At 31.9% G+C, this 25,724-nt stretch carries 24 protein-coding genes; 8 read left to right on the forward strand and 16 right to left on the reverse strand.

All coding sequences use genetic code 11. From position 1 onward, the window contains the following. Positions 1-5 precede the first annotated feature (5 nt). A complete protein-coding gene (locus ACTPNM_RS01870; protein WP_440120360.1) occupies positions 6-722 on the reverse strand; it encodes a 3'-5' exonuclease in 717 nt (238 codons plus the stop codon). Next, positions 712-2,472: a DUF4153 domain-containing protein gene (locus ACTPNM_RS01875; RefSeq protein ID WP_440120361.1), complete on the reverse strand. Its 1,761-nt coding sequence runs from the start codon at positions 2,470-2,472 to the stop codon at positions 712-714. The genes ACTPNM_RS01870 and ACTPNM_RS01875 overlap by 11 nt, the downstream gene beginning before the upstream one ends. 173 nt (positions 2,473-2,645) lie before the next feature. Between ACTPNM_RS01875 and ACTPNM_RS01880 the strand changes: the two genes are divergently transcribed. Next, positions 2,646-3,344, forward strand: a complete 699-nt coding sequence (locus tag ACTPNM_RS01880; protein ID WP_099214891.1) for a response regulator transcription factor — start codon at positions 2,646-2,648, stop codon at positions 3,342-3,344. A gap of 145 nt (positions 3,345-3,489) precedes the next feature. Then, a complete protein-coding gene (locus tag ACTPNM_RS01885; RefSeq protein ID WP_440120362.1) occupies positions 3,490-4,536 on the forward strand; it encodes a sensor histidine kinase in 1,047 nt (348 codons plus the stop codon). 35 nt (positions 4,537-4,571) lie between these two features. On the opposite strand, the gene purD is transcribed toward ACTPNM_RS01885, so the two are convergent. The 4 genes from purD to rnpA all read right to left on the reverse strand — a co-directional run bounded on the left by purD (position 4,572) and on the right by rnpA (position 9,792). Further along, positions 4,572-5,846, reverse strand: a complete 1,275-nt coding sequence (purD, locus tag ACTPNM_RS01890) for a phosphoribosylamine--glycine ligase (protein WP_440120363.1) — start codon at positions 5,844-5,846, stop codon at positions 4,572-4,574. Positions 5,847-6,037: 191 nt separating this feature from the next. Continuing rightward, positions 6,038-7,717 carry a DUF6909 family protein gene (locus ACTPNM_RS01895; RefSeq protein WP_440120364.1) on the reverse strand — a complete coding sequence of 560 codons (1,680 nt, stop codon included), beginning with the start codon at positions 7,715-7,717 and terminating at the stop codon, positions 6,038-6,040. 40 nt (positions 7,718-7,757) lie between these two features. Then, positions 7,758-9,383: a S41 family peptidase gene (locus ACTPNM_RS01900; RefSeq protein ID WP_440120365.1), complete on the reverse strand. Its 1,626-nt coding sequence runs from the start codon at positions 9,381-9,383 to the stop codon at positions 7,758-7,760. Next, positions 9,373-9,792 carry a ribonuclease P protein component gene (gene rnpA / locus ACTPNM_RS01905; RefSeq protein ID WP_440120367.1) on the reverse strand — a complete coding sequence of 140 codons (420 nt, stop codon included), beginning with the start codon at positions 9,790-9,792 and terminating at the stop codon, positions 9,373-9,375. The genes ACTPNM_RS01900 and rnpA overlap by 11 nt, the downstream gene beginning before the upstream one ends. Positions 9,793-9,902: 110 nt before the next feature. On the opposite strand from rnpA, the gene ACTPNM_RS01910 reads away from it, so the two are divergent. Next, positions 9,903-11,081: an acyl-CoA dehydrogenase family protein gene (locus tag ACTPNM_RS01910; protein WP_440120368.1), complete on the forward strand. Its 1,179-nt coding sequence runs from the start codon at positions 9,903-9,905 to the stop codon at positions 11,079-11,081. 86 nt (positions 11,082-11,167) lie between these two features. Here the strand turns inward: ACTPNM_RS01910 and ACTPNM_RS01915 are convergent, their stop codons facing one another. The 9 genes from ACTPNM_RS01915 to ACTPNM_RS01955 form a co-directional block, all read right to left on the reverse strand. Continuing rightward, positions 11,168-11,302 (reverse strand): hypothetical protein, encoded by a 135-nt coding sequence (locus ACTPNM_RS01915; protein ID WP_274638895.1) that lies wholly within the window; start codon positions 11,300-11,302, stop codon positions 11,168-11,170. Positions 11,303-11,514: 212 nt separating this feature from the next. After that, positions 11,515-12,312, reverse strand: coding sequence for a heparin lyase I family protein (locus ACTPNM_RS01920; RefSeq protein ID WP_440120369.1), 798 nt, complete (start codon positions 12,310-12,312; stop codon positions 11,515-11,517). Between the two features lie 104 nt (positions 12,313-12,416). Beyond that, positions 12,417-12,959: a pyridoxamine 5'-phosphate oxidase family protein gene (locus ACTPNM_RS01925; protein ID WP_440120370.1), complete on the reverse strand. Its 543-nt coding sequence runs from the start codon at positions 12,957-12,959 to the stop codon at positions 12,417-12,419. 79 nt (positions 12,960-13,038) lie between these two features. Then, complete coding sequence (locus ACTPNM_RS01930; protein WP_440120371.1) at positions 13,039-13,728, reverse strand: hypothetical protein; 690 nt, start codon at positions 13,726-13,728, stop codon at positions 13,039-13,041. A 67-nt stretch (positions 13,729-13,795) separates the two neighbouring features. After that, the gene (gene glpK, locus ACTPNM_RS01935; protein ID WP_440120373.1) at positions 13,796-15,280 is read right to left on the reverse strand and encodes a glycerol kinase GlpK; all 1,485 of its coding nucleotides are present in this window, start codon (positions 15,278-15,280) and stop codon (positions 13,796-13,798) included. A gap of 672 nt (positions 15,281-15,952) precedes the next feature. Then, positions 15,953-16,630 (reverse strand): response regulator, encoded by a 678-nt coding sequence (locus ACTPNM_RS01940; protein ID WP_099214882.1) that lies wholly within the window; start codon positions 16,628-16,630, stop codon positions 15,953-15,955. Beyond that, positions 16,599-18,458, reverse strand: coding sequence for a tetratricopeptide repeat-containing sensor histidine kinase (locus ACTPNM_RS01945; protein ID WP_440120375.1), 1,860 nt, complete (start codon positions 18,456-18,458; stop codon positions 16,599-16,601). Before ACTPNM_RS01945 ends, ACTPNM_RS01940 begins: the two co-directional genes overlap by 32 nt. A gap of 83 nt (positions 18,459-18,541) precedes the next feature. Next, a complete protein-coding gene (locus ACTPNM_RS01950; RefSeq protein ID WP_440120377.1) occupies positions 18,542-18,670 on the reverse strand; it encodes a hypothetical protein in 129 nt (42 codons plus the stop codon). 233 nt (positions 18,671-18,903) lie between these two features. Further along, the gene (locus tag ACTPNM_RS01955) at positions 18,904-19,434 is read right to left on the reverse strand and encodes an RNA methyltransferase (protein WP_440120379.1); all 531 of its coding nucleotides are present in this window, start codon (positions 19,432-19,434) and stop codon (positions 18,904-18,906) included. Positions 19,435-19,538: 104 nt separating this feature from the next. On the opposite strand from ACTPNM_RS01955, the gene mutS reads away from it, so the two are divergent. From mutS to ACTPNM_RS01980, 5 genes are all read left to right on the forward strand, one after another. Then, on the forward strand, positions 19,539-22,148 hold the full coding sequence (gene mutS / locus ACTPNM_RS01960) for a DNA mismatch repair protein MutS (RefSeq protein WP_440120381.1): 2,610 nt from the start codon (positions 19,539-19,541) through the stop codon (positions 22,146-22,148). A 47-nt stretch (positions 22,149-22,195) separates the two neighbouring features. Further along, complete coding sequence (locus ACTPNM_RS01965; RefSeq protein WP_440120382.1) at positions 22,196-23,488, forward strand: MATE family efflux transporter; 1,293 nt, start codon at positions 22,196-22,198, stop codon at positions 23,486-23,488. Between the two features lie 23 nt (positions 23,489-23,511). Next, positions 23,512-24,279 carry an enoyl-CoA hydratase/isomerase family protein gene (locus ACTPNM_RS01970; protein WP_440122814.1) on the forward strand — a complete coding sequence of 256 codons (768 nt, stop codon included), beginning with the start codon at positions 23,512-23,514 and terminating at the stop codon, positions 24,277-24,279. A gap of 2 nt (positions 24,280-24,281) precedes the next feature. Further along, positions 24,282-24,455 carry a hypothetical protein gene (locus ACTPNM_RS01975; RefSeq protein WP_440120384.1) on the forward strand — a complete coding sequence of 58 codons (174 nt, stop codon included), beginning with the start codon at positions 24,282-24,284 and terminating at the stop codon, positions 24,453-24,455. A gap of 183 nt (positions 24,456-24,638) precedes the next feature. Continuing rightward, entirely contained in the window at positions 24,639-25,088 is a 450-nt protein-coding gene (locus ACTPNM_RS01980) for a 6-pyruvoyl trahydropterin synthase family protein (protein ID WP_440120386.1), read from the forward strand. A 32-nt stretch (positions 25,089-25,120) separates the two neighbouring features. On the opposite strand, the gene pth is transcribed toward ACTPNM_RS01980, so the two are convergent. After that, a complete protein-coding gene (gene pth / locus ACTPNM_RS01985; protein ID WP_440122815.1) occupies positions 25,121-25,687 on the reverse strand; it encodes an aminoacyl-tRNA hydrolase in 567 nt (188 codons plus the stop codon). Between the last annotated feature and the right edge of the window lie 37 nt (positions 25,688-25,724).

Genomic DNA, 25,724 nt, shown 5'->3' on the forward strand with positions numbered 1-25,724 from the left:
TGATATTACACTTTTATAATATCAATTTCTTCAACCAAAGGTTTATTTAAAAACCTCAATAAAAGCTGAGCTACTGCGACGGTATCTCGTTCGCAATATTCAACAATACGTGATAGGTTTTTCTCTTGGTAATAAACATTAGCAACCTCACTTCCATCAATATCTTGTTTGGGTGACGGAATTCCTAAAATAGCGGTGAGTAATTTTAAAGAAGTATAGTGTTTATAGTCGCCAAATTTCCATAGGTCTAAAGTATCTAAATGCGGAACTTCCCAAGGTTTTTTACCAAATAGGTTGAGTTTACTAGGTAAGTCAATTCGATTGATAATCATACGTCGTGCGATATATGGAAAATCAAATTCTTTACCATTGTGTGCACATAATAGATGGTTTGGATGGTTAAAATGTGTATCTAACAAATTTTTAAAATCAACCAAAAGTTTATGCTCGTTATCACCATAAAAAGAAGTAACCCGGAGTTGGTTTACCCCCTTACGTTCTACAAAATACCCTACAGAAATACAGATTATTTTTCCAAACTCAGCCCAAATACCTGCTCGATGATAAAACTCTTCAGGAGTAAATTCATCTTTACGTTGGTATTGTGTTTTCAAAGCATATAACTCTTGCATTTCAGTAGATAAATCAGTAAAAAATTCTACTTCAGGAACCGTTTCGATATCTAAAAACAAGATGTTTTGTAGGTTAAGTTTATTCAGCATTTTTTTCTTTAATTAAAGTATAAATATCAGCGTTAGATAAATAATTTTCGGAAGCATCATCATCTATTTTTGATAAGCTAATACTTTTAAAAATAAACTTTACACTTAGTGTTTTAAAATGATGCTCAACTGTCATTAAATTAGGTGATATATTGTAATTCTTTTCTTGGGATTTAAGTTTTTTAATCATACCAGAGCAATCAATTTCACCAATAGAAGTATCACCTTTTAAAACTTTAATAGTATTTGTTTTTTCACTCAAATAAAAACGATATCCCTGAATTATATTCTCTTTATTGTAACGATTAAGAAATATTTTTTTAAAAAAATCGTAGTTCTTGGTGCTAATGGTTAAGTTTTGTTCGTCAACATTATAGTAATTGTTTTGGTATCCTTTATAAGGATCGTTAGTTACTTTAATATTTAAACTATCCATTAATTTATTTTGTAGTTGCCAATTACTTTCGGTTTTAAATACTGTTTTTGGATTATAGCCTAAAATACTTTCTACTTTATCTAATTCATGTTTATTATTTAAATATCTAACGATAGAACGTAATTGATTTTTCTTTTCAAAAGTGGTTGTGAAATTATCATTTTTAATGTCTGTATACACTTTTTCAAATTGAAGAAGTTGGTTCTTTGTTGATATCGAAAAAGCACCCCAAAAACCAAAAGAAATAAGAAAAGAAATAACAGCTAAACTAAAAGGAAAGACCTTAATTTTTTTACGTTTACTAAAAAGTATGTATAAGGTCATGGCTAAGATCCAACTAGCTAAAATAAATACGAAATAACGGTTTTCGGTAATGCCATATTCGTTAATACGCCTGAAAATAGCGACAAAAAGCAAGGCAATTAAAGGTAATAACAAATAATAAAACCATGGATGAAATTTTTTAATTGTGCGAGAATCTATAGTTTTTTGAATAGGGTTGATAAGTATTTGAACGATAAATCCTAAAAAGGAAAGGGCAATAACTAAATAAGAAACCCATCCTTTAGGTAAGTTCCAATTGATTACTATTTTTAAACTATAGGCATATAAAATGATGAGGTATAAAATTACTAATGGAATTAAGATATATTTAACCAGTACTTCTAAAGCTTTGGTGTAGTTAATAGCAAGTTGGTTATGAACATCTTTAGGAAAATCAGAAAGGTAAATCCATGTATTTACAATTCCTATACAAAGCACAAAAACCTGAAAAAAACGTTCTCCTTTAAAATCAATAGTGAACAAGTGTTTAATAGCGAGTAATGCTAACACAATACCTAAATATAATATCAGGGAGAAAAATAAACTTCTAAAGAGTGCTATAAAAACAGATTTTAGGTAATTAAAATAAGCGGATTTATTCCAACTAAAAACAAAAGGAGCAACCATTACAAGTAAATGTCCAGTTATAAAGTAAAGCACAAAACGGGTGATAGAGTTTTGATGAATCTCTGAACCATCAATATCAACACTAAAATAAAATAAGAGTAGAAAACCGAGAGTTAGCAAAAATACCCAGGTATTGTCTTTTTTAAACTGTTCTTCAAAAAAACGAGTAGCAATTAACCAGCTTATTCCTAGAATAAAAATTAAAATAACCTTACCGTTAAAAGCATTGTCAAAAGTATTTGCTTCAATTGTAAATAAAGTAAACAACGTACCTACTATTGCCCATGAAAGGGTTATAGGAAATCGTTTAAAGGCACCTTTGGCTTTGGAAGTAATTTCTCCAAGGGAAGAAATAATTTTCATAGGAAACAATTTGTCTAAAGATACAAAAACTGCAAAAAATGAAAAGCAAAAGATTATTCCTTATTTCTTTTAAGCAAAAGTTTAGTAAATATTAAATGAACGTTAAGTTAAGCATGCATACAAAGGGTTTACTTTTTTATGATTACTTTTGGGTAACACAATAAAAATGAATAATGAACACTAGCGACATTAAAATTTTACTAGTTGATGATGAACCAGATATCTTAGAAATTGTAGGATACAATTTAAAATCAGAAGGGTATCAGGTTTTTACTGCAAGCAATGGTGCAGAAGCTGTAAAAACAGCAAAAAAAGTAACTCCACATTTAATCTTACTAGATATTATGATGCCAGAAATGGATGGTATCGAAGCGTGCGAAAAAATTAGAAATATAAAATCTCTCGAAGATGTTATAATTTCTTTTTTAACCGCTAGAGGAGAAGACTACTCACAAGTAGCAGGTTTTGATGCTGGAGCAGATGATTATATAACTAAACCAGTAAAACCAAAAGTACTAATAAGTAAAGTTAAATCTTTATTACGTCGTTTAAAGACAGAAGAAAAAGCGGATACCACTACAAAAATTGGAGATATTGTAATCAATAGAGACGAGTATGTAGTTTTCAAAGGAGAAGAAAAAATATCTTTACCAAGAAAGGAATTTGAACTATTCTCACTTTTAACTTCAAAGCCAGGAAAAGTATTTAAAAGAGAAGTTATTTTAGATAGCGTTTGGGGAAATGAAGTAGTTGTAGGAGGAAGAACAATTGATGTACACATACGTAAACTCCGCGAGAAAATAGGAGATCACTATTTTAAAACGGTAAAAGGAGTTGGATACAAGTTTGTGCTAGACGAAACAGACAAATAATTTTTAAACTCAAAAATTAATAAGTAGATTGCTAGCTAGCAATCTATTTTTTTATCATGAAATGAGCTATAATAATTCTTGATACTTCACAAGATAATTAATAGCGAATTACATCTGACATTTAAAAGAATAATAGAAAAAACAGATGAAAAAAATAAAAAAAACCTATAACTACGCACTCTGGTCGGCATTATACTCAACACTATTATCTATAGTTATTGCAGTATTATCGTATCTACTTTTACTAAATAGCCTAGGTGTTGTAACCATTGTTATTTTTGGAGTAGCAATGTTTATTGTTTCTTTTTTTGTAATTCAATACAGAGCAGAACACTTTATTTACCAACGAGTAAAAAAGATGTATGAAGATATTTCTATTTTAGATGTTAACGATTTAAAGCGAAAAAAAGTAACAACAGATGTAGAAGCACTAACTAAGAGTGTACAAGAATACGTTGAAGGGAAGAGTGAAGAGATAGCGAATTTAACCCAAAGAGACTCATTTCGTCGCGATTTCTTAGGAAATGTGGCTCATGAGCTTAAAACACCACTTTTTACTGTACAAGGATATATTTTAACGCTTATTGAAGGTGCTGCCGATGACAAAGAAATCCTTGAAAAATATTTAGAAAGAGCAAACAAAGGAGTGGAGAGGTTAACCTCAATTGTAAAAGACTTAGATATGATTGCTAAGTTAGAAACTGAGGGAATGAAAATGAACATGCAAACATTCAATATTATTGAGCTGATTCAAAATGTGTTCGATTTGTTTGAAATGAAGGCTAAAAAGAGAAATATTACACTACGTTTTGATAAAGTATATGACTTTCCTCATTTGGTAAAAGGAGATATAGAAAGGATTGAACAAGTACTTATAAATCTTGTTGTAAATTCTATTAAGTACGGAAAAGTAGGAGGTATTACTACAGTGAGTGTTGAACCGTATAATCAGCATAAACTTATTATTAAAATAAATGATAACGGTGAAGGAATAAAACAAGAGCACATATCTCGTTTATTTGAACGATTTTATCGTGTAGATCAAAGTCGTTCGCGTGAACAAGGAGGTTCAGGTTTAGGGCTTTCTATTGTAAAACACATTATTGAAGCACATAACGAAACCATACTTTTAAAGAGTGTACACGGAGAAGGTTCTGAGTTCTCTTTTACATTAGAAAAGGCAATGAAATAAAAAAAGGAGTTGATTATCAACTCCTTTTTTTATTATTATTTTAAATCGAATCCGATATCTTTTCGATAATTCATTTTATCAAAAGCTATTTTGTCAATGCTTTTATACGATTTTTCTAAGGCCTCTTCTATAGAGTTTCCAAAAGAAGTAATCGCCATAACACGTCCACCACTCGTAACAACTTTGCCTTCTTTTAAAGTGGTTCCTGCATGAAAAACGATAGAATCATCTACAGTATTAAAACCTGTAATTTCTTTCCCTTTTTCATAAGCTTCAGGATACCCACCAGAAACTAACATTACTGTAGTTGCCGTTTGTGGAGTAACTTCGTATGATTTTTCACCTAAGGTTTGCGTAGCAACACCTTCAAATAAATCTAGTAAGTCTGATTGAATACGTGGTAACACCACTTCAGTTTCAGGGTCTCCCATACGAACATTATACTCAACTACAGATGGATTTCCGTTATCATTCATCAATCCGATAAAAATAAACCCTCTATAATCTATTCCGTCTTTTTGTAAACCGTCAATTGTTGGTTTAACGACTAATTTTTCCACTTTTGTTAAAAAATCATCTGTAGCAAAAGGAACAGGAGAAATAGCTCCCATACCGCCTGTATTTAGCCCTGTATCACCTTCTCCAATACGTTTGTAATCTTTAGCAGAAGGTAGAATTTTATAATTCTTTCCGTCCGTTAATACAAAAACAGATAATTCTATTCCTTTTAAAAATTCTTCAATAACTACAGTTGATGAAGCACTTCCAAACTTTTGATTAGAAAGCATTTCTTCTAACTCAGCTTTTGCCTCCTCTAAGTCATTTAAAATTAAAACACCCTTTCCAGCAGCTAATCCGTCCGCTTTCAATACATACGGTGCATCTAAAGTTTCTAAGAATTTTTTTCCTTCAGCTAAAGTATCAGTAGTAAAAGATTGGTAGCGAGCTGTAGGAATGTTGTGTTTTTTCATAAACTGCTTCGAAAAATCTTTACTTCCCTCTAACAAAGCACCGTCTTTTTTAGGTCCAATTACAGGAATGTTTTTTAATTCTTTATCAGCTAAGAAAAAGTCATGAACCCCTTCAACTAAAGGAGCTTCAGGACCTACAACTACCATATTGATATCGTGTTGTAAAACAGTTTCTTTTACCTGTGCAAAATCAGTTGGATTGATTGCAATATTTTTAGCAATTGCATCAGTTCCTGCGTTACCAGGAGCAACAAAAAGATTGTTGATTTTAGTACTTTCTGAAAGTTTTTTAGCAAAGGCGTGTTCTCTACCGCCCGATCCTAAAATTAGAATATTCATTGTTGTGTGTTGTTGTATTGTGAATGCAAATATAAAATAAGAAAAAGAGGGGAGGGATAGAAAATATTAAAAATTCGTCATTGCGAGTCTTTTGGCTGTCGCTTAAGACAGGCTAAAGCGTGGCAATCTTTAAGATGTGAGTTCTTAATAGACAGATTACTTCACTTCGTTCGCAATGACGTATAGTTTTTCTAAAATATTTGCTCTAGTATTTTTTGTGTAATAGCATAAGTTGGTGTTACTCCGCTCATTCCAAGTCCACCAGAAGCAAGTGTTGCACCAGTTTCAAGCGGGTTATCAGAAGCGTAGTAAGCATAGCGTACTTTTACATTTTCTGAAATGTTTCCTCTAATTTTTGAGGCAGATTGAATCGCTTTTTGGTAGTGCGCTCCTTCCATCTCTAGTCCGATTACATCCCAAGTAGAATCATGGAAGAATCGTAATAAATCTTTATTTTGTAATGATGTTCCTAATACAGTAATCATAGCTCCATCAAAAACCTGAACACCAAAACCTTCTAAATCTTCTTTTGATAATTCATTTTTAAATGGATAGTTATCAGCAGTACCTTCAAAAATATGTGAAGAAGGAATCATTATATCTCCTTTACCACCTTCTAAAATACCAGCTTTACCCATAATCGAAACAGATTGAACATCTAGATGAATTTTATCTCCTTTTGTTTTGTATGGCTTTAACAATTCGTCCATAGTTTCAAAAGCTTGCTCACCAAAGGCATAATCCATTACAATAATTACAGGATCTTCTCCAACAGAATTAACTTTGTTAAAAGAATTCGTTTCAAAATCAATTTTTCCAGTATCAATTACCTGAACATTGATGTTGGTTCCTGAAGTGTCTTTAATATAAATTAGCCCGTTTTCTGAAGCATAATTTTTAACGGCAGATTGTAAAGCGCTACTATTGGTATTACTCAATACTTCAAAAAGCTGAAAGTCTTTATGTTTTTTAGCTTCTTTTGGTAAAGCATTTTGGGCATAAATACTATTCATTACACTGTGCATGTTTGCACTAATTATATGAATAGGACGTTCTATTAATCCGTTGTCTAACAACACTTTTTTAATGTTGTTAGCCCATATTTCTCCATAATAATGGTGTCCAATTTCTTCAATTAAAACAGAACTGAATTTTATAGAGCGTTTTTGGTCGTATAAAGCTTCATTAATAGCAAGCTTACCTAACCAATAAATTAGATGGAAAAACCTATTTGGATTCTCTTCTGTTGCAAACGTGTTGTATGCATCATATACTTCATCATAAGTTCTTCCTAAAATATTACCAAGATGTACAACAATTACATCTTTTTTCTCATCGGTAAGTGTTTTATTATGTATTACAATATCTTCTAGTTGTAACCATTCACGAATAAAGCTTTCTCCATTATTAAAAACTACACGGTCTTTAATTTTATGAGATTCAATAAATAAAAATGTCAAGTGTGTAAGAATATCGTAAATTTCAGATCGTCCTCTGGTAATTTCAATATTCATTTGGTTCTTGTCAATACGATAGCAGTTTCTTCTTCTTTTAGGAGGAATAATTGCCTTGAACTTAGAGTTACGATACCCTTCATCAGCAGTTAAATAAATAAACTGACATTCTTCAATTCCTTCAGGTAAACGTTCAATTACGTATACCAGTCCGTTTAATTCAGTTTTATTTTCTGCAATTGAACCATAAATTTCTGGACGTAAAGATAAAAGTGATTTACGTAATGTTTCTCCAGAAACACCCATTGGCTTGTAAAAACCGCGACTAAATAAGTGTCGCATTGAAATGTATAAACGCTCAATAGCATTTGTAGATTCTTGGGCTCTTGTACGTTCTTTTAGGATAGGTTTTGACATATGTTTTTAAAGTACAAATATACAAATTATGTTAAAGAAGCTATTTTTTTAAAATACTGCTATATTTTTTAGGGCTATTTAGCAAGTTAACGGCATTTTTTATAGTTATATCATTTTTAAATAAATGTTTATACACCCCTTCTTTATATGCATAACGCTCAACAATTTCATTTTCAATTTCTTTTGATAAAATATCTTCATTCACCAAAACTTTTGCAACTTTAGCGGCTTTTAGTTGTTGGATAATCGTGTTATATTCTGAAGTAATTTTATTATTGTTTTCTACTGATTTATATGCTTCTTGGAAAAGTTTTTCTTCTTTAGATACAAAAGCGGTGTCTTTACTAAGCAAATATTCTTTAAATTGATTAAAGTTTGTAGATGAGAAAGTATAGTTTTCAGCAGATAAATTAGGGTTCTGATATGTAAAATCAGTTACAAAATTAAAAATAGCTCTTGATTTTAGTAATTCATCTGTTTCTTTTGTTTTTTTAGAAAATTCACTTTCTACATCAGGAGTTACACCACCTCCATCGTATACTTTTCGTCCATTTTGAGTTGTAAACTCATTAAGAGTAATATCCGAAAACTTAGGCACTTTTCCTGTTTTTAAATCTCTATTAGCATAATCTAATTCCTGAATACAACGCCCGCTAGGAGTGTAATATTTAGAAATTGTGATTTTCATTTGTGTTCCGTAACTCAAATCAAAGTAACGTTGCACTAGTCCTTTTCCAAAAGAACGCTCACCCATAATTACAGCTCTGTCATAGTCTTGTAAAGCACCAGAAACAATTTCTGAAGCAGAAGCCGATCGACCGTTTATTAATACTACAATAGGAATTTCAGCATCTAAAGGTTCTCTATTTGTTTTATAAGTTCTACTGTTTTTTTGAGTTTTTCCACGAGTATCTACAACTTTCAAGCCTTTAGGAATAAATAAATTGGTAATGTTTATTGCGTCAAATAAAGAGCCTCCAGGATTGTACCTTAAGTCAAACACTAATTTTTTCATTCCTCTTTTTTTTAGATCGCCAAATGCGTTTACAACACTTTCGGTAGCTTTTTGACTGATAAATCGTGTTAAAACAATATATCCTGTTTCGTTATCAATCATATCATAAAAAGGAACAGGGTCTAAAATAACTTTATCAAGTTTTACAGAAACACTTTTTGTAAGGTTATTCCTTTCTACCTTTAAAGAAAGCTCTTTTCCTGGTACTCCTTTTAGCATTTGAGAGAACTGACTTCTTTCTAAGGTATTTAATTCTTGTCCATTTACATTGGTAATAATATCACCAGCTTTTAAGCCAGCTTTATCAGCCGAAAAACCTTTGTAAACTTCAGAAACTACAATTCCTTTTTTAGTATAAAATGTAGAAATACCAATACCACCATATTCACCTTCACGACGAATACGCGCATCTTCAACATCTTGTTCGTTATAAAAATTGGTATAAGGATCTAAATTTTTAAGCGTGTTTTTTATCGCTTTGTCAGTTAAATCTCCTGGGTTAATTTCATCAATATAATTAATGTTTAACTCTTTAAAAAGGTTGTTGTAAATTTCAATTTGTTTAGCAATCTCAAAAAAACGAGATTGAAAAGAAAAGAAAAGAGAGATTACAATGAGTGAACCAAAAAAAAGGAATTTTTTATTTTTCATTTTGAGTAACTTCTGTAATAAACTGTGTTAATAATTTCTTCATTTTATGCTCTAAATCAGCATATTTCCATTCATCTCTTGCAAGATAAGAAATCATAAACACATACGGTTTATCTACAGTCTCATAAATAGTATGCTTTTCTTTACGGTATGTTTCGCGAAGTAACCGTTTTATACGGTTTCTATCCACGGCTTTTTTAAAGTTACGTTTAGGTACAGAAACTCCAACTTGTGCAGGGAACTTAGAGGTGTGTTCGGTTTGTATATATACCATTCTTAGTGGAAAAACTTTTATCACCTTTCCCTCCTCATATAATCTTCCTATGAGCTTTTTGCTTTTTAAACGCTCCTCTTTTCCTAAAGTAAATCTCATTAGTACAAACATACGCAAACCTGCACTAATAACCATTTTTTTAAGTATTTTTGAAATAATTCTTTTAAGAAACCACATAAAATCAAACCGCGATTAATTTTACACTTCTCTTATACAATTAGTAAAATTAATTTTAAAATATATTTATGAAGTCTGATTTATTTCAAGCCCCAGATTATTATCAAATAGACGATTTATTAACCGATGAACATAAACTTGTTCGAGACACAGCTCGTGAATGGGTTAAGAAAAACTTATCTCCAATTATTGAAGAGTATGCACAACGTGCAGAATTTCCGAAGGAATTAATTAACGGATTGGCAGAAGTGGGAGCTTTCGGATCTTATATTCCTGAAAAGTATGGAGGTGCAGGGTTAGATCAAATTTCTTACGGGTTAATTATGCAAGAGCTAGAAAGGGGTGATAGTGGAGTTCGATCTACTGCTTCAGTACAGTCTTCTCTTGTTATGGGACCTATTTATAACTACGGAACCGAAGCACAAAGACAAAAATACTTACCAAAACTAGCTTCTGGTGAATGGATGGGAAGTTTTGGGTTAACTGAACCAAATCACGGTAGTAACCCTGGAGGAATGGAAACCAAGTTTAAAGACATGGGAGATCATTATTTATTGAATGGAGCAAAAATGTGGATTTCAAATGCGCCAATTTGTAACGTAGCAGTTGTATGGGCAAAAAACGAAGAAGGACGCATTCATGGTTTGATAGTAGAACGTGGTATGGAAGGTTTTTCTACACCAGAAACTCATAACAAATGGTCGTTAAGAGCATCAATTACAGGTGAGTTAATTTTTGATAATGTAAAAGTTCCAAAAGAAAACTTATTGCCAAATAAATCAGGATTAGGAGCACCTTTGTTGTGTCTTGACTCAGCGCGTTATGGTATTGCTTGGGGTGCTATTGGTGCTGCGATGGATTGTTACGATACGGCATTGCGTTATGCGAAAGAACGTACACAATTTGGAAAACCAATAGGTCAATTTCAGTTACAACAAAAAAAACTAGCTGAAATGATTACTGAAATTACCAAAGCACAGTTACTAACATGGCGTTTGGGAGTACTGAAGAACGAAGGTCGTGCAACATCTGCTCAAATATCTATGGCGAAGCGAAATAATGTTGATATGGCATTAAAAATAGCTCGAGAAGCAAGACAAGTGTTAGGAGCAATGGGAATTTCTGGAGAGTACTCAATTATGAGACATGCAATGAATTTAGAAAGTGTAATAACCTATGAAGGAACACATGATGTCCATTTATTAATCACAGGATTAGATATCACAGGATTAAATGCATTTAAATAAAAAAGAAGAAGAAGCACTCAAACGTTAAACCACTAACACATTATTAAAGAGTGCTTCTTCAATCAACTATTAAAACTAAAATTTACCTACTCTTTCTTCTTGCCACCATTAACAAGAATTAAAAGAGCGGTTACTAAACCTATACAAACCAAACCGAAAATAATCATCATAATGGTTCCGTTTGTCCAAGATACCATTGGGATGTTCATTAATTCTACCATTTCTTCTTATACTTTACTGTCTCAAAAATACAAGCATAGTTTAAGTTAAAACATGATTTTTATCAGGGTTTTGAAAAAAATGAAGAGATTTTATAAAATAGATTAGAAAGATATTTCCTTTTTTAATAATGTATCGAAACCGTAAAAACTAGTTTGATTTAAATTCTATCTGTTTAGTATTGTTTAGTTTACGAATGTTTAAGTTTTTTATGTTAAAATGCAGAGTAATTTAAAGATAGATTATCTATATAAAAAATAGTATCCTCTAAGTATCCTGAGTTCGACCAGCCCATTAAATACATTTCGTTCATAAAGTTTTCATCAATACCACCATACATGTTAAGTGCTGTTTCATTACAAACCAGAATATTATTTTTCCATAGTTGCATTACTCCATCAGTAGCATTTTCATTACTTGGAGCTTTAACTCTAGCCATAATGTGAATCCATTTTCCATGATCGTCTTCGGTAATAAAATTAGTTCCTAAGCCCCCTGAAGGTGATATACTTGGTTGCTCGGTTCCATTTCTGTATCTATGTAAGGTTAAATTAGAACCTCCAGTATTATTTGGAGATAATGACCAATTTACCTGAAAACCTGGAGAACGATAATCATTTTTATAAACAGCTAAAAATTTATTATTGCTAGCTGAGTTTTCTTTACGATGGGTATAATTATTAGGAATGTAAAGGTCATATTTTATCCATAACTCTCCAGTATTTGGGTATGATATTCTTTGCTCAGCAAAAGCATCTTCTCCTGATGATCCGCCCTTATAGTAAAACTGAAGAGAATACTCTCCATCTTTCTTTACTTTATTAGAAACAGATGAGTAGGTACTGCTACCGTAGTTAACATTATTTTCTGTTTGAGATAAGTCACCTCTTTCAAAGTCATCAAAAAATAATATATTTTCTGAAGGTTCTTCAATTACCTTAGATTCCTCTTTTGTACAGGATATTAAAAATAGAGAAAGGAAAACAGTTAAAGATAGGAGGCTTTTTTTCATAGTATAATAATTGTTTCGCAGCGTATATTGTTAATGTGTTGATCGTTAAAACGATTATAGATTAGGTCTAGTGTTCAAATTAAAAACCTTATAAGCAAAGAAAGCTAAGAACCTAAGCCACTTTTTAGACTATCAATACTAGTTTGGTTTCTGTCATTCCAATATTGTTTAATTCCTTCTTCACCTTTTTCAATAGCCCAATCATTTAACTGATTTCGTTCTCCATGATATTCGTAAAAAGGAATCGACATTCCGCAAGAGGTTTGCACACTTTCTACAGAAACAATAAATATTTGACGAGTACCTGGAAGTTTAGGAAACAAATTAGCATAATTACTCCACTTATCATGAGTAGGAAGAATTTCTTTTGCTTTTCCATATAGCCTTAGTATGTTTGGAGCACCATCAAAAGCACAAAACATGATAGTTATTCGATTGTCGTTTAGCAAATGCGCTGAGGTTTCGTTTCCGCTACCTGTTACACTTAACCAAGCAACCTTATTTTCGTTAAGCACTCTAAAGGTGTCCATTCCTTTTGGTGAAAGATTAATTCTTCCTTCTTTTGCTGCTGTAGCAACAAAAAACATCTTTTGAGCTTCAATAAATTTTTGAACTCGATTAGTTATTTTGTCGTAAAACTTAGCCATGATTCTTTATTTTTTGAAGTATACTCAATATATCTTAACCTTATAAGTACTGTTTTTAAATCATTAGGGTTATAAATTTCTAATATTTTGTAGCACTCCATGTTTTATTTTCAGAACCAAAATTATAGGTACCCTCCATAGAGTTTTTGGTAATAGTACCTTTAAATTGGTATCCTGTATTTGAATCTTCTGAAGAATCTAAATCATAGTTTAGAGTATTTCCGTCTAATAACCATGTCCCATAAGTTGTATATGTACCAGGAAAATCAGGTTCATCATATACAGTAGTTCCATCTTCATTGAAAGTTACATCTGCATGCCAATAACCATAATATTCATTAGGATTGGTAGGATCATGTATTAATAGGAAGTCCCAAGTAGTACCACCCAAAGAAGATGTCGTATAAGGCACTTCTTCACTATATGCAGTTCCATTAATATTAGTCGCATAAATTTTGAAGTAATAAGTTGTATTTGCTGTTAAATCAGAAATTGTTTCTGAAAAAACATTGGTATTTTCAGTTATTACATTATCATAAATAGTTGGATTTGGGTTTGTACTCCAGCAAATTCCTTGACTGATAATTTCGTTTTCATCAAGCGATTTGACTTCACCGCTAATTTTGATTGTAGTATAAGTAATTTCTAAGTTTTCTTTTGTAGTAGTGTTAATGGCTACTGGCAGATCTTTTTGAAGGGTATCAGTGTCACTACAACTAAAAAACATTAATAAGAAGCTGATAAATAGATGGTTAAGGTAGTTTTTCATGTTTTTCTTACAAAAATGCTCATTTTTTTTGAATAAAAAAACTAATATTTTTTATGATTTTTTTCTTTTAGTCAATCCAATCTTTAGTACGTTCAACAGCTTTTTGCCAAGTACGGTATAGTTTTTCTCTTTTTTCTTTAGGAAAAGAAGGAGTGAAGGTTTTATCTATTTTTCGTTTATTAATAATATCGTTTTGTTGCCAAAAACCAACACAGAAACCCGCTAAATAAGCAGCTCCCATTACGGTGGTTTCAATTTCTTCAGGACGTTCCACATCTACATTTAAGATGTCTGCTTGAAATTGCATCAATAAATTATTAACACAAGCCCCACCATCAACTTTTAAAGAAGAAAGCTGTAGCATACTGTCTTTTTGCATAACGTCTAAAATGTCTTTGGTTTGATAAGCTAATGATTGTAAAGTAGCTTTAATTAAATGGTTTTTTCCAGTATCACGAGTTAAACCGAAAATAGCTCCTCGTGCATACATATCCCAATAAGGAGCTCCTAAGCCAGCAAAAGCAGGAACCACATAAACAGGGTTTACTTCAGTAACTTTCTCAGCAAAAAGCTCACTTTCTTCTGCGCTATTGATAATTTGTAGCCCATCACGTAACCATTGAATTGCAGAACCAGCAACAAAAACACTTCCTTCGAGAGCATAATACACTTTGTTGTTAATTCCCCAAGCAATAGTGGAAATCAAACCATTTTCAGAATATTCTAAGTTTTCACCTGTGTTCATCAACATAAAGCATCCAGTTCCGTAAGTGTTTTTAGCTTCCCCTTTTTTAAAACATGCTTGTCCGAATAAGGCAGATTGTTGATCTCCTGCAATACCTGCAATTGGAATTTGAACTCCATTTAATTTATAATTTCCAAAATGATAAGAAGAAGGTTTTACTTCAGGCAACATTGAAGTTGGAATGTTTAACTCTTTTACTAAAGTTTCATCCCAACACAAGTTTTTTATATCGTATAACATGGTACGCGAAGCGTTGCTATAATCAGTAGCGTGAACTTTGCTATTGGTTAAGTTCCATAAAAGCCAAGAATCAATAGTTCCAAATAACAAATTTCCTTTTTCAGCATCTTCTTGAGCTCCATCTATATTATTTAAAATCCAATGAATTTTAGTAGCTGAAAAATAGCTATCAATTACTAATCCAGTGGTTTTACGAACATAGTTTTCAAGTCCGGTTTCTTTGAGTAATTCACAAGTATTAGCAGTTCGCTTGTCTTGCCAAACAATAGCATTATATATTGGTTTGCCAGTGTTTTTGTTCCAAACAACCGTAGTTTCACGTTGATTGGTAATACCTATTCCCGCTATTTCTGAAGGCAATATTTTAGCTTGTTCAAGAGCTTTATGTAAGGTTTTTAACTGAGTTTGTAAAATTTCGTTGGCATCGTGCTCTACCCAACCAGGTTGAGGAAATATTTGTTGAAACTCTTCTTGAGTTTTTGCAATAATTTCTTCTTCTTTATTAAGAATAACTGTACGACAGCTAGTTGTTCCTTGGTCTAAAGCAATAATATATTTTTGAGTCATTTAGGCATAAAATGATTGAACGCCTAATTTACAATTTTAGTCATATGTAATAAAAAAAACCTTCTAGAACTTCTAGAAGGTTTACACGTTTAAGTTTGGTTAGTTAACTTTTAGTGTCTCAAAGCATATCCGGCTCCTTTACCAAATTCAGCTAATACTGAAAGTAAAGTGTTTAAACCTTTGCTCGTCTTGCGTAGTAGTAATTTTCCCATTTTTAAAATAATTTAATTCCCCTTAAATTAATTGTCATTAAAGAATGAACATGTCAAAGATATGTTGATAATCAGAGGTATAAAACGGGATTTCCGAAGTTAAAAGTGTAATTTTCCGAAAGAGCATAAAAAAAACCTTCTAGAATTTCTAGAAGGTTCATTATTCCCCTTAAATGTCTTTTTTCAATTAATCTTGAAAAGAAGATGTTACAAATGTAAGGAGAGATTAAAGGTTAAAAAAGGGTATTTCCGCAAAAAAAAGTGTGGTTTTCCGCAAAACACAAAAGGAAACCGTTTTCAACAAAAAAGCCTTTAGATATCTAAAGGCTTTTTTTATATTCTCTCTCTTTCAAGATTCTTCCCAACAATGGTTTTTGAATTCTTTTGCGAAAGTATTCTTTGTTTCTAATGTATAAAAAGGGATAACCGTAAAAATAAATGCGTATTTCCGCAAAAGAATCTAATCTATAATTCCTAATTCCTTTGCTTTTAACACAAGGTCTGTATTGTTATTGGCTTGTAGGTCAGTTCTTAGCTTAGATAGCTTACTTTCTATAGAACGGACTTTTATTAATGAACCATCACTTTTTTTAATTAAACCTTCTAGATTAGAAATCTTAGCATGTTTAGGAAGTTCTTTTAAAATTTGAACAGCAATATCATCCATTTGTATTTCTACCAAGGCTCTCTTTAAGAGTTTTTGATGAATTTCATGGGTGTAATATACTTCCCCTTTCAACATTTTTTGAATAGCAAAGGTCAATTCGTCAGTGCTACACTTACCTTTTAAGATATATGCAGAAGGGTTTAAATTATGTATTACATTAAAAATTCTGTTAGTTTCAGAATGCCCTGTAATCACTCCTACTTTAATTGGAATTTCTTCTTTGAGGATAGACTTTATAAAAGACTCGCCACCATCTAAAACAACATTTTTGTTTTGATTGTCAAAACTTAAATCGGTAAAAACAATATGAAATGGATTTTCGCTTAAACTTGATTTTATTTTAGAAAAAGCTTCGTCACATGAATTTGCCGTTTCAATTTCTAAACCATCTATATCTTTCAAATACGAAAGAATTCCTTCAAGAATTAACTGATGGTCATCAACTAAAAGTATTTTTGTTTGTCCAGCCATTTAGGGGTATTTGAATATCGGTTTGGGTTCCTTTACCTACTTCACTATTAATGGTTAACGTTCCGTTTAACTCTTCAATGCGTTCTTGTAGGTTTTGTAAACCAATTCCTTTTTTACTAATGTTGGTATCAAAACCAATACCATCATCAATAATATCCAAATGTACGTATTTTTTATGTACAGAAAAATTGATAATTATCTTACTTGCCTTTGCATATTTTTTACAATTTTGTATGCTTTCTCGAGTACTCAGGTAGAGCAGACGCTTTATAGAATTATCAACAGTAGTCCAATTATAGTTTTGTAATCCATTTAGTTTTATTTTAAAATCAGGTTCAAAATAATCACTCACTAAATTAATAATTTGATTTTTAAAGGAAACTTTATTAAAGCTAACACTACTTAATTGATGTGATAAATTACGTACATTTTCTTTTACAGCATCTAATTTTTGAGCTTCCTCTAATAAATTAGACTTTTCTAACTTACGATGTAGTAAGCGTAAGTCTCCAGCTACTTCATCATGCAAAGACTTAGCTATTTGTTTGCGTTCATGTTCTCTTACTTGTACCTGTTGTAGTTGTGCTTGGTATAATAATTTTTTTCTACGTTGAAAATAGAACATCACACTAAAACCAAATAGTAAAAGACCAATTGCAGCAGCTAACCAACCTATTGTTTTTTGTTGTTTATGATAAAGTATTTCTGCTTGCTTTTGCTGATTTTCTGTTTTTAAAACTACATTTTCTTTTTCTTTCTTATCAGTTTCATACCTGATTTTAGCAAACTGATTTTTTAATCTGCGTTCGTTTTGGAAAAGACTATCGTTTAATGTAATGTACTCTTCTAGGTATTGTTTTGATTTTTCTCCGGTAGTTAATGTTGAAAGATTTTTTAATGCTTCTAACCATTTTTTATTATTATGGGTTTGTTTGGCATATTTTAAAGCTTCGTTAGAATGGTGTTGAGCTTTTTTGGTTTTATTTAAATCTTTGTAATAGTTGGAAATGTTAATATGTAACATGCTCAAATTACTTAAGTCATTTAATTTTTCCCTTATTAATAAGACTTCTTCATACTGTCTAAGTACATTTTCTTTCCTCCCTAAAGAGTAATTGCTAAACGCTAAATTCTCTAATAATAAAGCATATTGAATAGGGAATTTTTCTTTGACACTATCTTGAGATAGACCTTTGTTGAAATAAGTAATTGCTTTTTTATGTTGGTTTTGGTTTTGGTAAAAAAAACCCAGATTATTAATAATATATAAATAACCTCCGTTATTTTTATTTTCTTTATTATGAATTATCGCTTTATTATAGTTGGATAGAGCTTCCTTTTGTTGTCTTAATTCTTCAGAAACAATTCCTAAATTATTATAAACAATTTCTAAATATACGCTAGAGTTAATTGGCTCTAAATACTGTAAGGCTTCAATTAAACTTACTTCACTACCTAAAAAATCTTTTGCTTCTTTTTGTAGAATAGCCAAACTTAATAAGCGTCTCCCAACAGCCAAAGAGTCATTTATTTTTTTAGAGATATCTTTTGAAAGGTGATAGTAGTAAAAGGCACTATCGTTGGTATAAGTAAGTTTACTTTGTAGGGCTTTAAAATGAAAATATTTAGCCAATAAAATAGAATCATTCGTTTTTTGATATAATAAGTCAACCTGTTTGGTAATTGTCTTTAGTAAAGGAAGGTTATTGTCAAAATAAGCTTGTCTTCCCTTTTCTATTAATGTATCTCTTTTAGAAAGGTATTCTTTGTCTTCTTGTGAAAAAAGAAATGAAGAGTAAAGTAGAATTATACAGAGTAAGCTTTTCATAGTTATAAATAAAACCACTACTTTTCAAAAGTAATGGTTCTTAATTTAAGTATAATATCTGTTAGATAAAGAAAGAGTTAAACTTAATCTCCTCCTTGACTTCCCGTTCCTCCTCCTCCAGTTCCTCCAGTATCACTACCTCCTTCAGTAATTTCAGTATCTCCACCAGGGTTTAAACTCATTGCTGTTTCTTTTAAGTACTTGTTTTCCATGTTAAATAGGGTTTTTAATTACAAAATAATACTTGGGGATGGGGGTAATCAAGTGTCTAATGTAGTGGGTTTTTAGGAGAAAGTCAAAAATTTAACATTCTGCTTTTAAAAGAATGAAATCGTCTTTGCGAATCTTTCGACTGTCGCTCAAGACAGGCTAAAGTGAAGCAATCTTTGAATTATGAACTCTAAATAAACAGATTACTTCGTCACTATTGTTCCTCGTAATGACATTACTTTTTCATTTTCGTAAACAAATCCCATAACACGACTCCACAACTTACCGAAATATTAAGCGAATGTTTAGTGCCTAATTGCGGAATTTCAATACAAATATCTGAAGCAGAAACTATCTCCTGCTGCACACCTTTTACTTCATTACCAAATACAACTGCATATTTTTGATCAGTTTCAGGAGTAAAAGTATCTAACATCGTGCTATTTTCTGCTTGTTCTATGGATAGGACTTTTACATTTTCTGCTTGTAGTTTTTCAACTAAATCCATGGTGTTTTCAACATATTCCCAATCTACAGATTCGGTAGCACCTAAAGCAGTTTTATGAATTTCTTTGTTAGGTGGAGTTGCTGTAATACCGCACAAATAAATTTTTTCAATTAAAAAAGCATCTGAAGTTCTAAAAACAGAACCTACGTTATTCAGACTACGTATATTATCTAATACTACTATAATAGGAGTTTTGTTTGTTTGTTTAAACTCTTCAACTGTTTTCCTGCCTAGTTCGCTGTTTTTTAATTTTCTCATAAAGTGGTTTTCAGGTTCAAAAGTTTAAAGTTGTGGATAACTTGAAACAAAAGAAACTCTAAACTTTTCTATCTTCGCAAAACTAACCCAAAAAATCTAGAAATTTGGCAAAAACAAAGGCAAAAAAGGTAACTCCATTAATGCAACAGTATAACGGAATTAAAGCAAAATATCCGGATGCGATGTTATTATTTAGAGTAGGCGATTTTTATGAAACCTTTGGAGAAGATGCTATAAAAGCATCCAAAGTTTTAGGTATTATTTTAACCAAAAGAGGAAGTGGTAGTGAGAGTGAAACAGCGTTGGCTGGTTTTCCGCACCATTCCTTAAATACTTATTTGCCAAAGTTAGTAAAATCTGGATTGCGTGTTGCTATTTGCGATCAGTTGGAAGATCCAAAAATGACTAAAAAGATTGTAAAACGTGGAGTAACGGAGTTGGTAACTCCTGGAGTTGCGTTGAATGATGAAGTATTACAATCAAAGTCTAATAACTTTTTAGCAGCAGTTCATTTTGGGAAAAAGCTATTGGGAGTTTCGTTTTTAGATGTGTCAACTGGGGAATTTCTCATCGCACAAGGAAATGAAGAATATATAGATAAACTTTTACAAAACTTTACACCTAGTGAAGTTTTGGTTGAAAAGAAACATAAGCAACGATTTTTAGAAGCTTTTACCAATCGTTTTCATGCATTTTATTTGGATGATTGGGTGTTTCAAAAAGATTATGGAGATGAATTGCTTCGAAATCACTTTAAGGTAAAAACATTAAAAGGATTTGGAGTTGAAGAGTTAGAATATGGAATTGTGGCTGGGGGTGCAGCAATGTACTACTTATCGGAAACACAACATAACAAAATAGAGCACATACAATCTATTAGCAGAATTGCGGAAGATAATTATGTGTGGATGGATCGCTTTACCGTAAAAAACTTAGAATTATACGGCGGAAATTCGGTGAACTCAGTTTCGTTATTGGATGTGATTGATAAAACGATTTCTCCTATGGGAGGACGTTTATTAAAACGTTGGTTAGCGCTTCCATTAAAAGATTTATCCCAAATTCAACAGCGACATGAGTTAGTAAAATTTTTAATTGATGACGATACTTTTTCTGAAACAGTAACCTACCAGTTAAAACAAATTTCTGATATCGAACGATTGATATCGAAAGTTGCTACGGGTAAGGTTTCTCCAAGAGAAGTAATTTTGTTGAAAAATTCGTTAAAAGCAATTCTTCCTATAAAAGAATCTGCAGAAAAAAGTAATAATAAAGCAGTTCAAGAAATAGGAAAACAATTGCACGATTGCAAAACGCTGATTGATAAAATTATTGAGACAGTTTTAGAAGAAGCTCCTGTAAATATTAATAAAGGAAATGCTATTGCAAATGGAGTTTCAGAAGAACTGGATGAATTACGTAACATTTCAAACTCTGGAAAAGAGTATTTAGATACGATGCTAGCTCGCGAAACAGAACGAACAGGAATTCCGAGTTTAAAAATTGCTTTTAATAATGTTTTCGGATATTATATTGAAGTTAGAAATACACACAAAGATAAAGTTCCTGAAGAGTGGATTCGTAAGCAAACCTTAGTGAATGCAGAACGTTACATTACCGAAGAGTTAAAAGAATACGAAGCTAAAATTTTAGGAGCAGAAGAGAAGATTCAGCAGTTAGAAACAGAGATTTTTGCCAAGTTAGTACAGTATATTATTGGTTTTGTACAACCTGTACAACAAAATGCACAAAATGTAGCTAAGATTGATACTTTACAATCTTTCGCAACCTTAGCTACCGAGAATAATTATGTGCGTCCGTTAATGGATGACAGTACCGATATTGAAATAAAAAATGGTCGTCACCCAGTTATTGAAAAACAATTACCAATTGGTGAAGAATACATAGCCAATGATGTTGTCTTGAACCGTAATCAGCAACAAATTATTATGATTACAGGTCCGAACATGTCTGGTAAATCAGCAATTTTACGTCAAACAGCCTTGATTGTGTTATTAGCACAAATGGGAAGTTATGTTCCCGCACAAAATGCTCGCATTGGTATGGTGGATAAGATATTTACCAGAGTAGGAGCTAGCGACAATATTTCGATGGGAGAATCTACATTTATGGTAGAAATGAACGAAACAGCTTCTATTTTGAATAACATTTCTGACCGTAGTTTGGTATTGTTAGATGAAATTGGAAGAGGAACGTCTACCTACGACGGAATTTCTATTGCTTGGGCGATTTCGGAATATTTACACGAACATCCTTCGAAAGCAAAAACGTTATTTGCAACACACTATCACGAGCTGAACGAAATGACCTCGACATTTGAGCGTATTAAGAACTTTAATGTATCGGTAAAAGAGTTAGATAATAGCATTATTTTCTTGCGTAAATTGGTAAAAGGAGGAAGCGATCATAGTTTTGGTATTCATGTAGCAAAATTAGCGGGAATGCCAAGTATGGTAATTCATAGAGCAAACAAAATTCTAAAAGAGTTAGAAGACTCACATTCATACAAAGAGGTTAAAGAAACCTTGAAAGAAGCACAGCACGAAGATATGCAAATGAGCTTTTTTCAGTTAGACGATCCGTTGTTAGAAGATATTAGAGAAGAAATTTTAACTACAAATATAGACACGTTAACACCGATTGAAGCGCTCATGAAGCTGAACGAAATTAAACGAATGTTGACGAAAAAGTAAAAGTATTGCAACACGACATTAGCTTTAAACATATAAACAAACTAGCAATGCCTGCACTAATTGCAGGAGTAGCAGAGCCTTTACTTTCTACTACAGATTTAGCTATTGTAGGTAATATAGAGTACAACGCTACTGAAAGTATTGCTGCTATTGGTATTGTAGGTGCTTTTTTATCGATGCTAATTTGGGTTTTTGGGCAAACACGCAGCGGAATTTCTTCTATCGTTTCACAATATTTAGGAGCTGATAAACTTGATGAAATAAAAAACTTACCAGCACAAGCTATTGTTATTGTGTTAGGCGTAAGTGCGCTTATTTTAGGAATTAGTTATCCGTTTGCAAAGGAAATTTTTGAATTATACAATGCTTCTGGAACCATTTTAGATTATTCTGTTGAGTATTATAAAATCCGTGTTTTTGGGTTCCCGTTTACGCTTTTTACCATCGCTATTTTTGGTACATTTAGAGGTTTACAAAATACCTATTACCCGATGGTAATTGCACTCATTGGAACGTTTGTTAATATTGTACTAGACGTTGTTTTGGTTTACGGAGTAGAAGGTTTTATTCCTGCTATGCATATTCAAGGAGCAGCCTATGCGAGTGTTATTGCACAAGTTACGATGGCAATAATCTCTGCTGTATTATTATTAAAAAAGACAGATATTTCATTAAAATTCAGCTTACCATTTAACACTGAAATTCCAAAATTCATAGTAATGGTGTTGAATCTTTTCGTAAGAACTATAGCACTAAATGTTGCATTGTACTTTGGAACTTCTTACGCTACTGACTATGGAGATGCCTACATTGCAGCCTATACCATCGGATTCAATTTATGGCTTACAGGCGCTTTTATGATTGATGGATATTCTTCTGCAGGAAATATTTTATCAGGTAAATTATTGGGTGCTAAAGCTTATAAAACATTGGTAATTTTAGGAAATAGATTAATTAAATACGGATTCCTTTTCGGATTATTATTAGCTGTTGTGGGGTTTGTTTTATATCAATTTATAGGAGAAGTATTCACTAAAGAACCAGAGGTTTTAGAACAGTTTTACAATACTTTTTGGGTTATTTTAATCATGCAACCTATATGTTCAATCGCTTTTATTTATGACGGAATGTTCAAAGGAATGGGAGAAATGAAATTTCTACGAAATGTTTTGTTATTAGCAACAGGATTAGTGTTTGTTCCTACATTATTATATTTTGACTCTCTTGGGTATAAACTCTATGCTATTTGGATAGCTTTTTTCTTGTGGATGATTGCGAGAGGAACTCCATTAATTGTTAAGTTTAGAAGAAAGTTTTTACCCCTAGCTCAAAAAATGTAATTTTGAAGAAACAAGAAAAACAAATGACTACAACTAGAGAAAACGGAAGTTTATACACCTACATAGAAAACAAGATTGCAACGGTAGAATTTGGACACCCAGCAAGTAACTCTTTTCCAAGTGTATTGTTAGAACGTTTAGCTAATGAATTTGATAAACTTTCAACGAATGATGAGGTGTCGGTAATTGTATTAAAATCAGAAGGAGAGCGAGCTTTCTGTGCTGGTGCATCTTTTGACGAATTGGTAGCGATTGATAATTTAGAAGACGGGAAAGCTTTTTTCTCGGGATTTGCGAATGTAATTAATGCGATGCGTCGTTGTTCAAAACTAATTGTTGGAAGAATTCAAGGAAAAACAGTTGGAGGTGGAGTTGGTTTAGCAGCAGCTTGTGATTATGTATTAGCCACAGAGCACGCTTCTATTAAACTTTCTGAATTTACAATAGGTATTGGTCCGTTTGTAATTGCGCCAGCCGTAGAACGCAAAATAAGCGTTAGTGGATTAGCAGAATTAACCTTAGATGCTACCAGTTGGAAAAGTGCATATTGGGCAAAAGAAAAAGGCTTGTACGCCCGTGTTTTTGAAACACAAAGTGAATTAGATAAAGAAGTTGAGATTTTATCAGAAAAACTAGCTTCATACAATCCTGAAGCATTAGCAGAGATGAAAAAAGCTTTATGGAAAGGAACCGAGTATTGGGAAGAGCTGTTAATAGAAAGAGCTGAGACATCAGGTAAGTTAGTTTTGTCTGAGTTTACTAAAAAGGCATTAGAAAAATTTAAGAAATAAGAATGTTTTTAATTCAAGAAGAAAAAAGTTCTACAGCCTATAAAGCAGGATATGAAGTAGGACAATGGATAGCACATAATCCTATATTAGCGGTATTTATAGGTGCTGTAGTTTCAGTAGGTTTTGTGTGGATTTTAACAAAAGTTGTAAAGCAAATTCGTACTTTTGGCGAATAAAACAAGTATTAAAATGGGAAATTCTTTCTTCGCTATTTTAGCAGCAGGTGTTGCAGTTATTTATTTTTTTAATAAATATAGAGCTAACAAAAGGTTTAAAAGAAAATAAGAGTCACCAGAACAAACGTAGAGAAATAACCTTTAAAAAGGCTATTTTATCGCTTCTTTATAAATAGAAAATTTATGAGTAAGATTCGAATTACCAAACAGTTCACTTTTGAAACTGGGCATGCGCTGTATGGTTATGACGGAAAGTGTAAAAATGTTCACGGACATAGTTATAAGCTTTCTGTTACTGTGATTGGTTCTCCAATTACAGATACAAATAATGTTAAATACGGTATGGTAATTGACTTTGGAGATCTAAAAAAGATTGTAAAAGAAGATATTGTTGATGTATTTGATCATGCTACAGTGTTTAACAAAAACACACCTCATGTTGAGTTGGCACAGGAGCTAAAAAATAGAGGACATCATGTGATTCTAGTAGATTATCAGCCAACAAGTGAAATGATGGTGATTGATTTTGCTAAGAAAATTCAAAGCAGACTTCCTGAAAACATCAAACTGCATGGCATTAAATTACAGGAAACAGATACTAGTTTTGCTGAGTGGTATGCTTCTGATAATTAATTTTTTTAATGAGTTAACGGTGTAAAGTTTAATTATTTTCCGTTAAACTCATTCATGGTATTAGCTAAACCAGCTGTAATAAAAGAGGTAACCGCTTTTACAGAAAAAGGGATGCGTTCAATCATTGCACTTTCCTCGTCAGCATTCCATTCTCCTAAAACATAATCTACTTGACGACCTTTACTATATTCAGCTCCTACACCAAAGCGAAAACGTGGGTAAGCACCTGTGTTAAATTTATCTTGAATATCTTTTAGTCCGTTGTGCCCTCCAGAACTTCCTTTTCCTTTGATACGAATCTTTCCGAAATCAATATTTAAGTCGTCGGTAATAATTAATAAGTTTTCAACCTGAATGTTTTCTTTTTGCATCCAGTATTTAACCGCTTTTCCACTTAAGTTCATATAAGTACTCGGTTTTAAAACGATAACTGTCTTACCTTTTATTTTAAGTTTAGCTACATCACCTAACTTTTCAGATTCAAAAGAGCCTTCATGTTCTTTTACGAAAGCATCTACTATTTTAAAGCCAATATTATGACGTGTATTGTCATATTTTTCACCAATATTACCTAAACCTACTATTAAAAATTTCTTCATTGTATCGTCTTCTGTAGCTATTGAATGTGTTTTAGAA

The organism is Tenacibaculum sp. Ill (genome assembly GCF_051938915.1).
Classification (GTDB): Bacteria; Bacteroidota; Bacteroidia; order Flavobacteriales; family Flavobacteriaceae; genus Polaribacter; species Polaribacter larymnensis.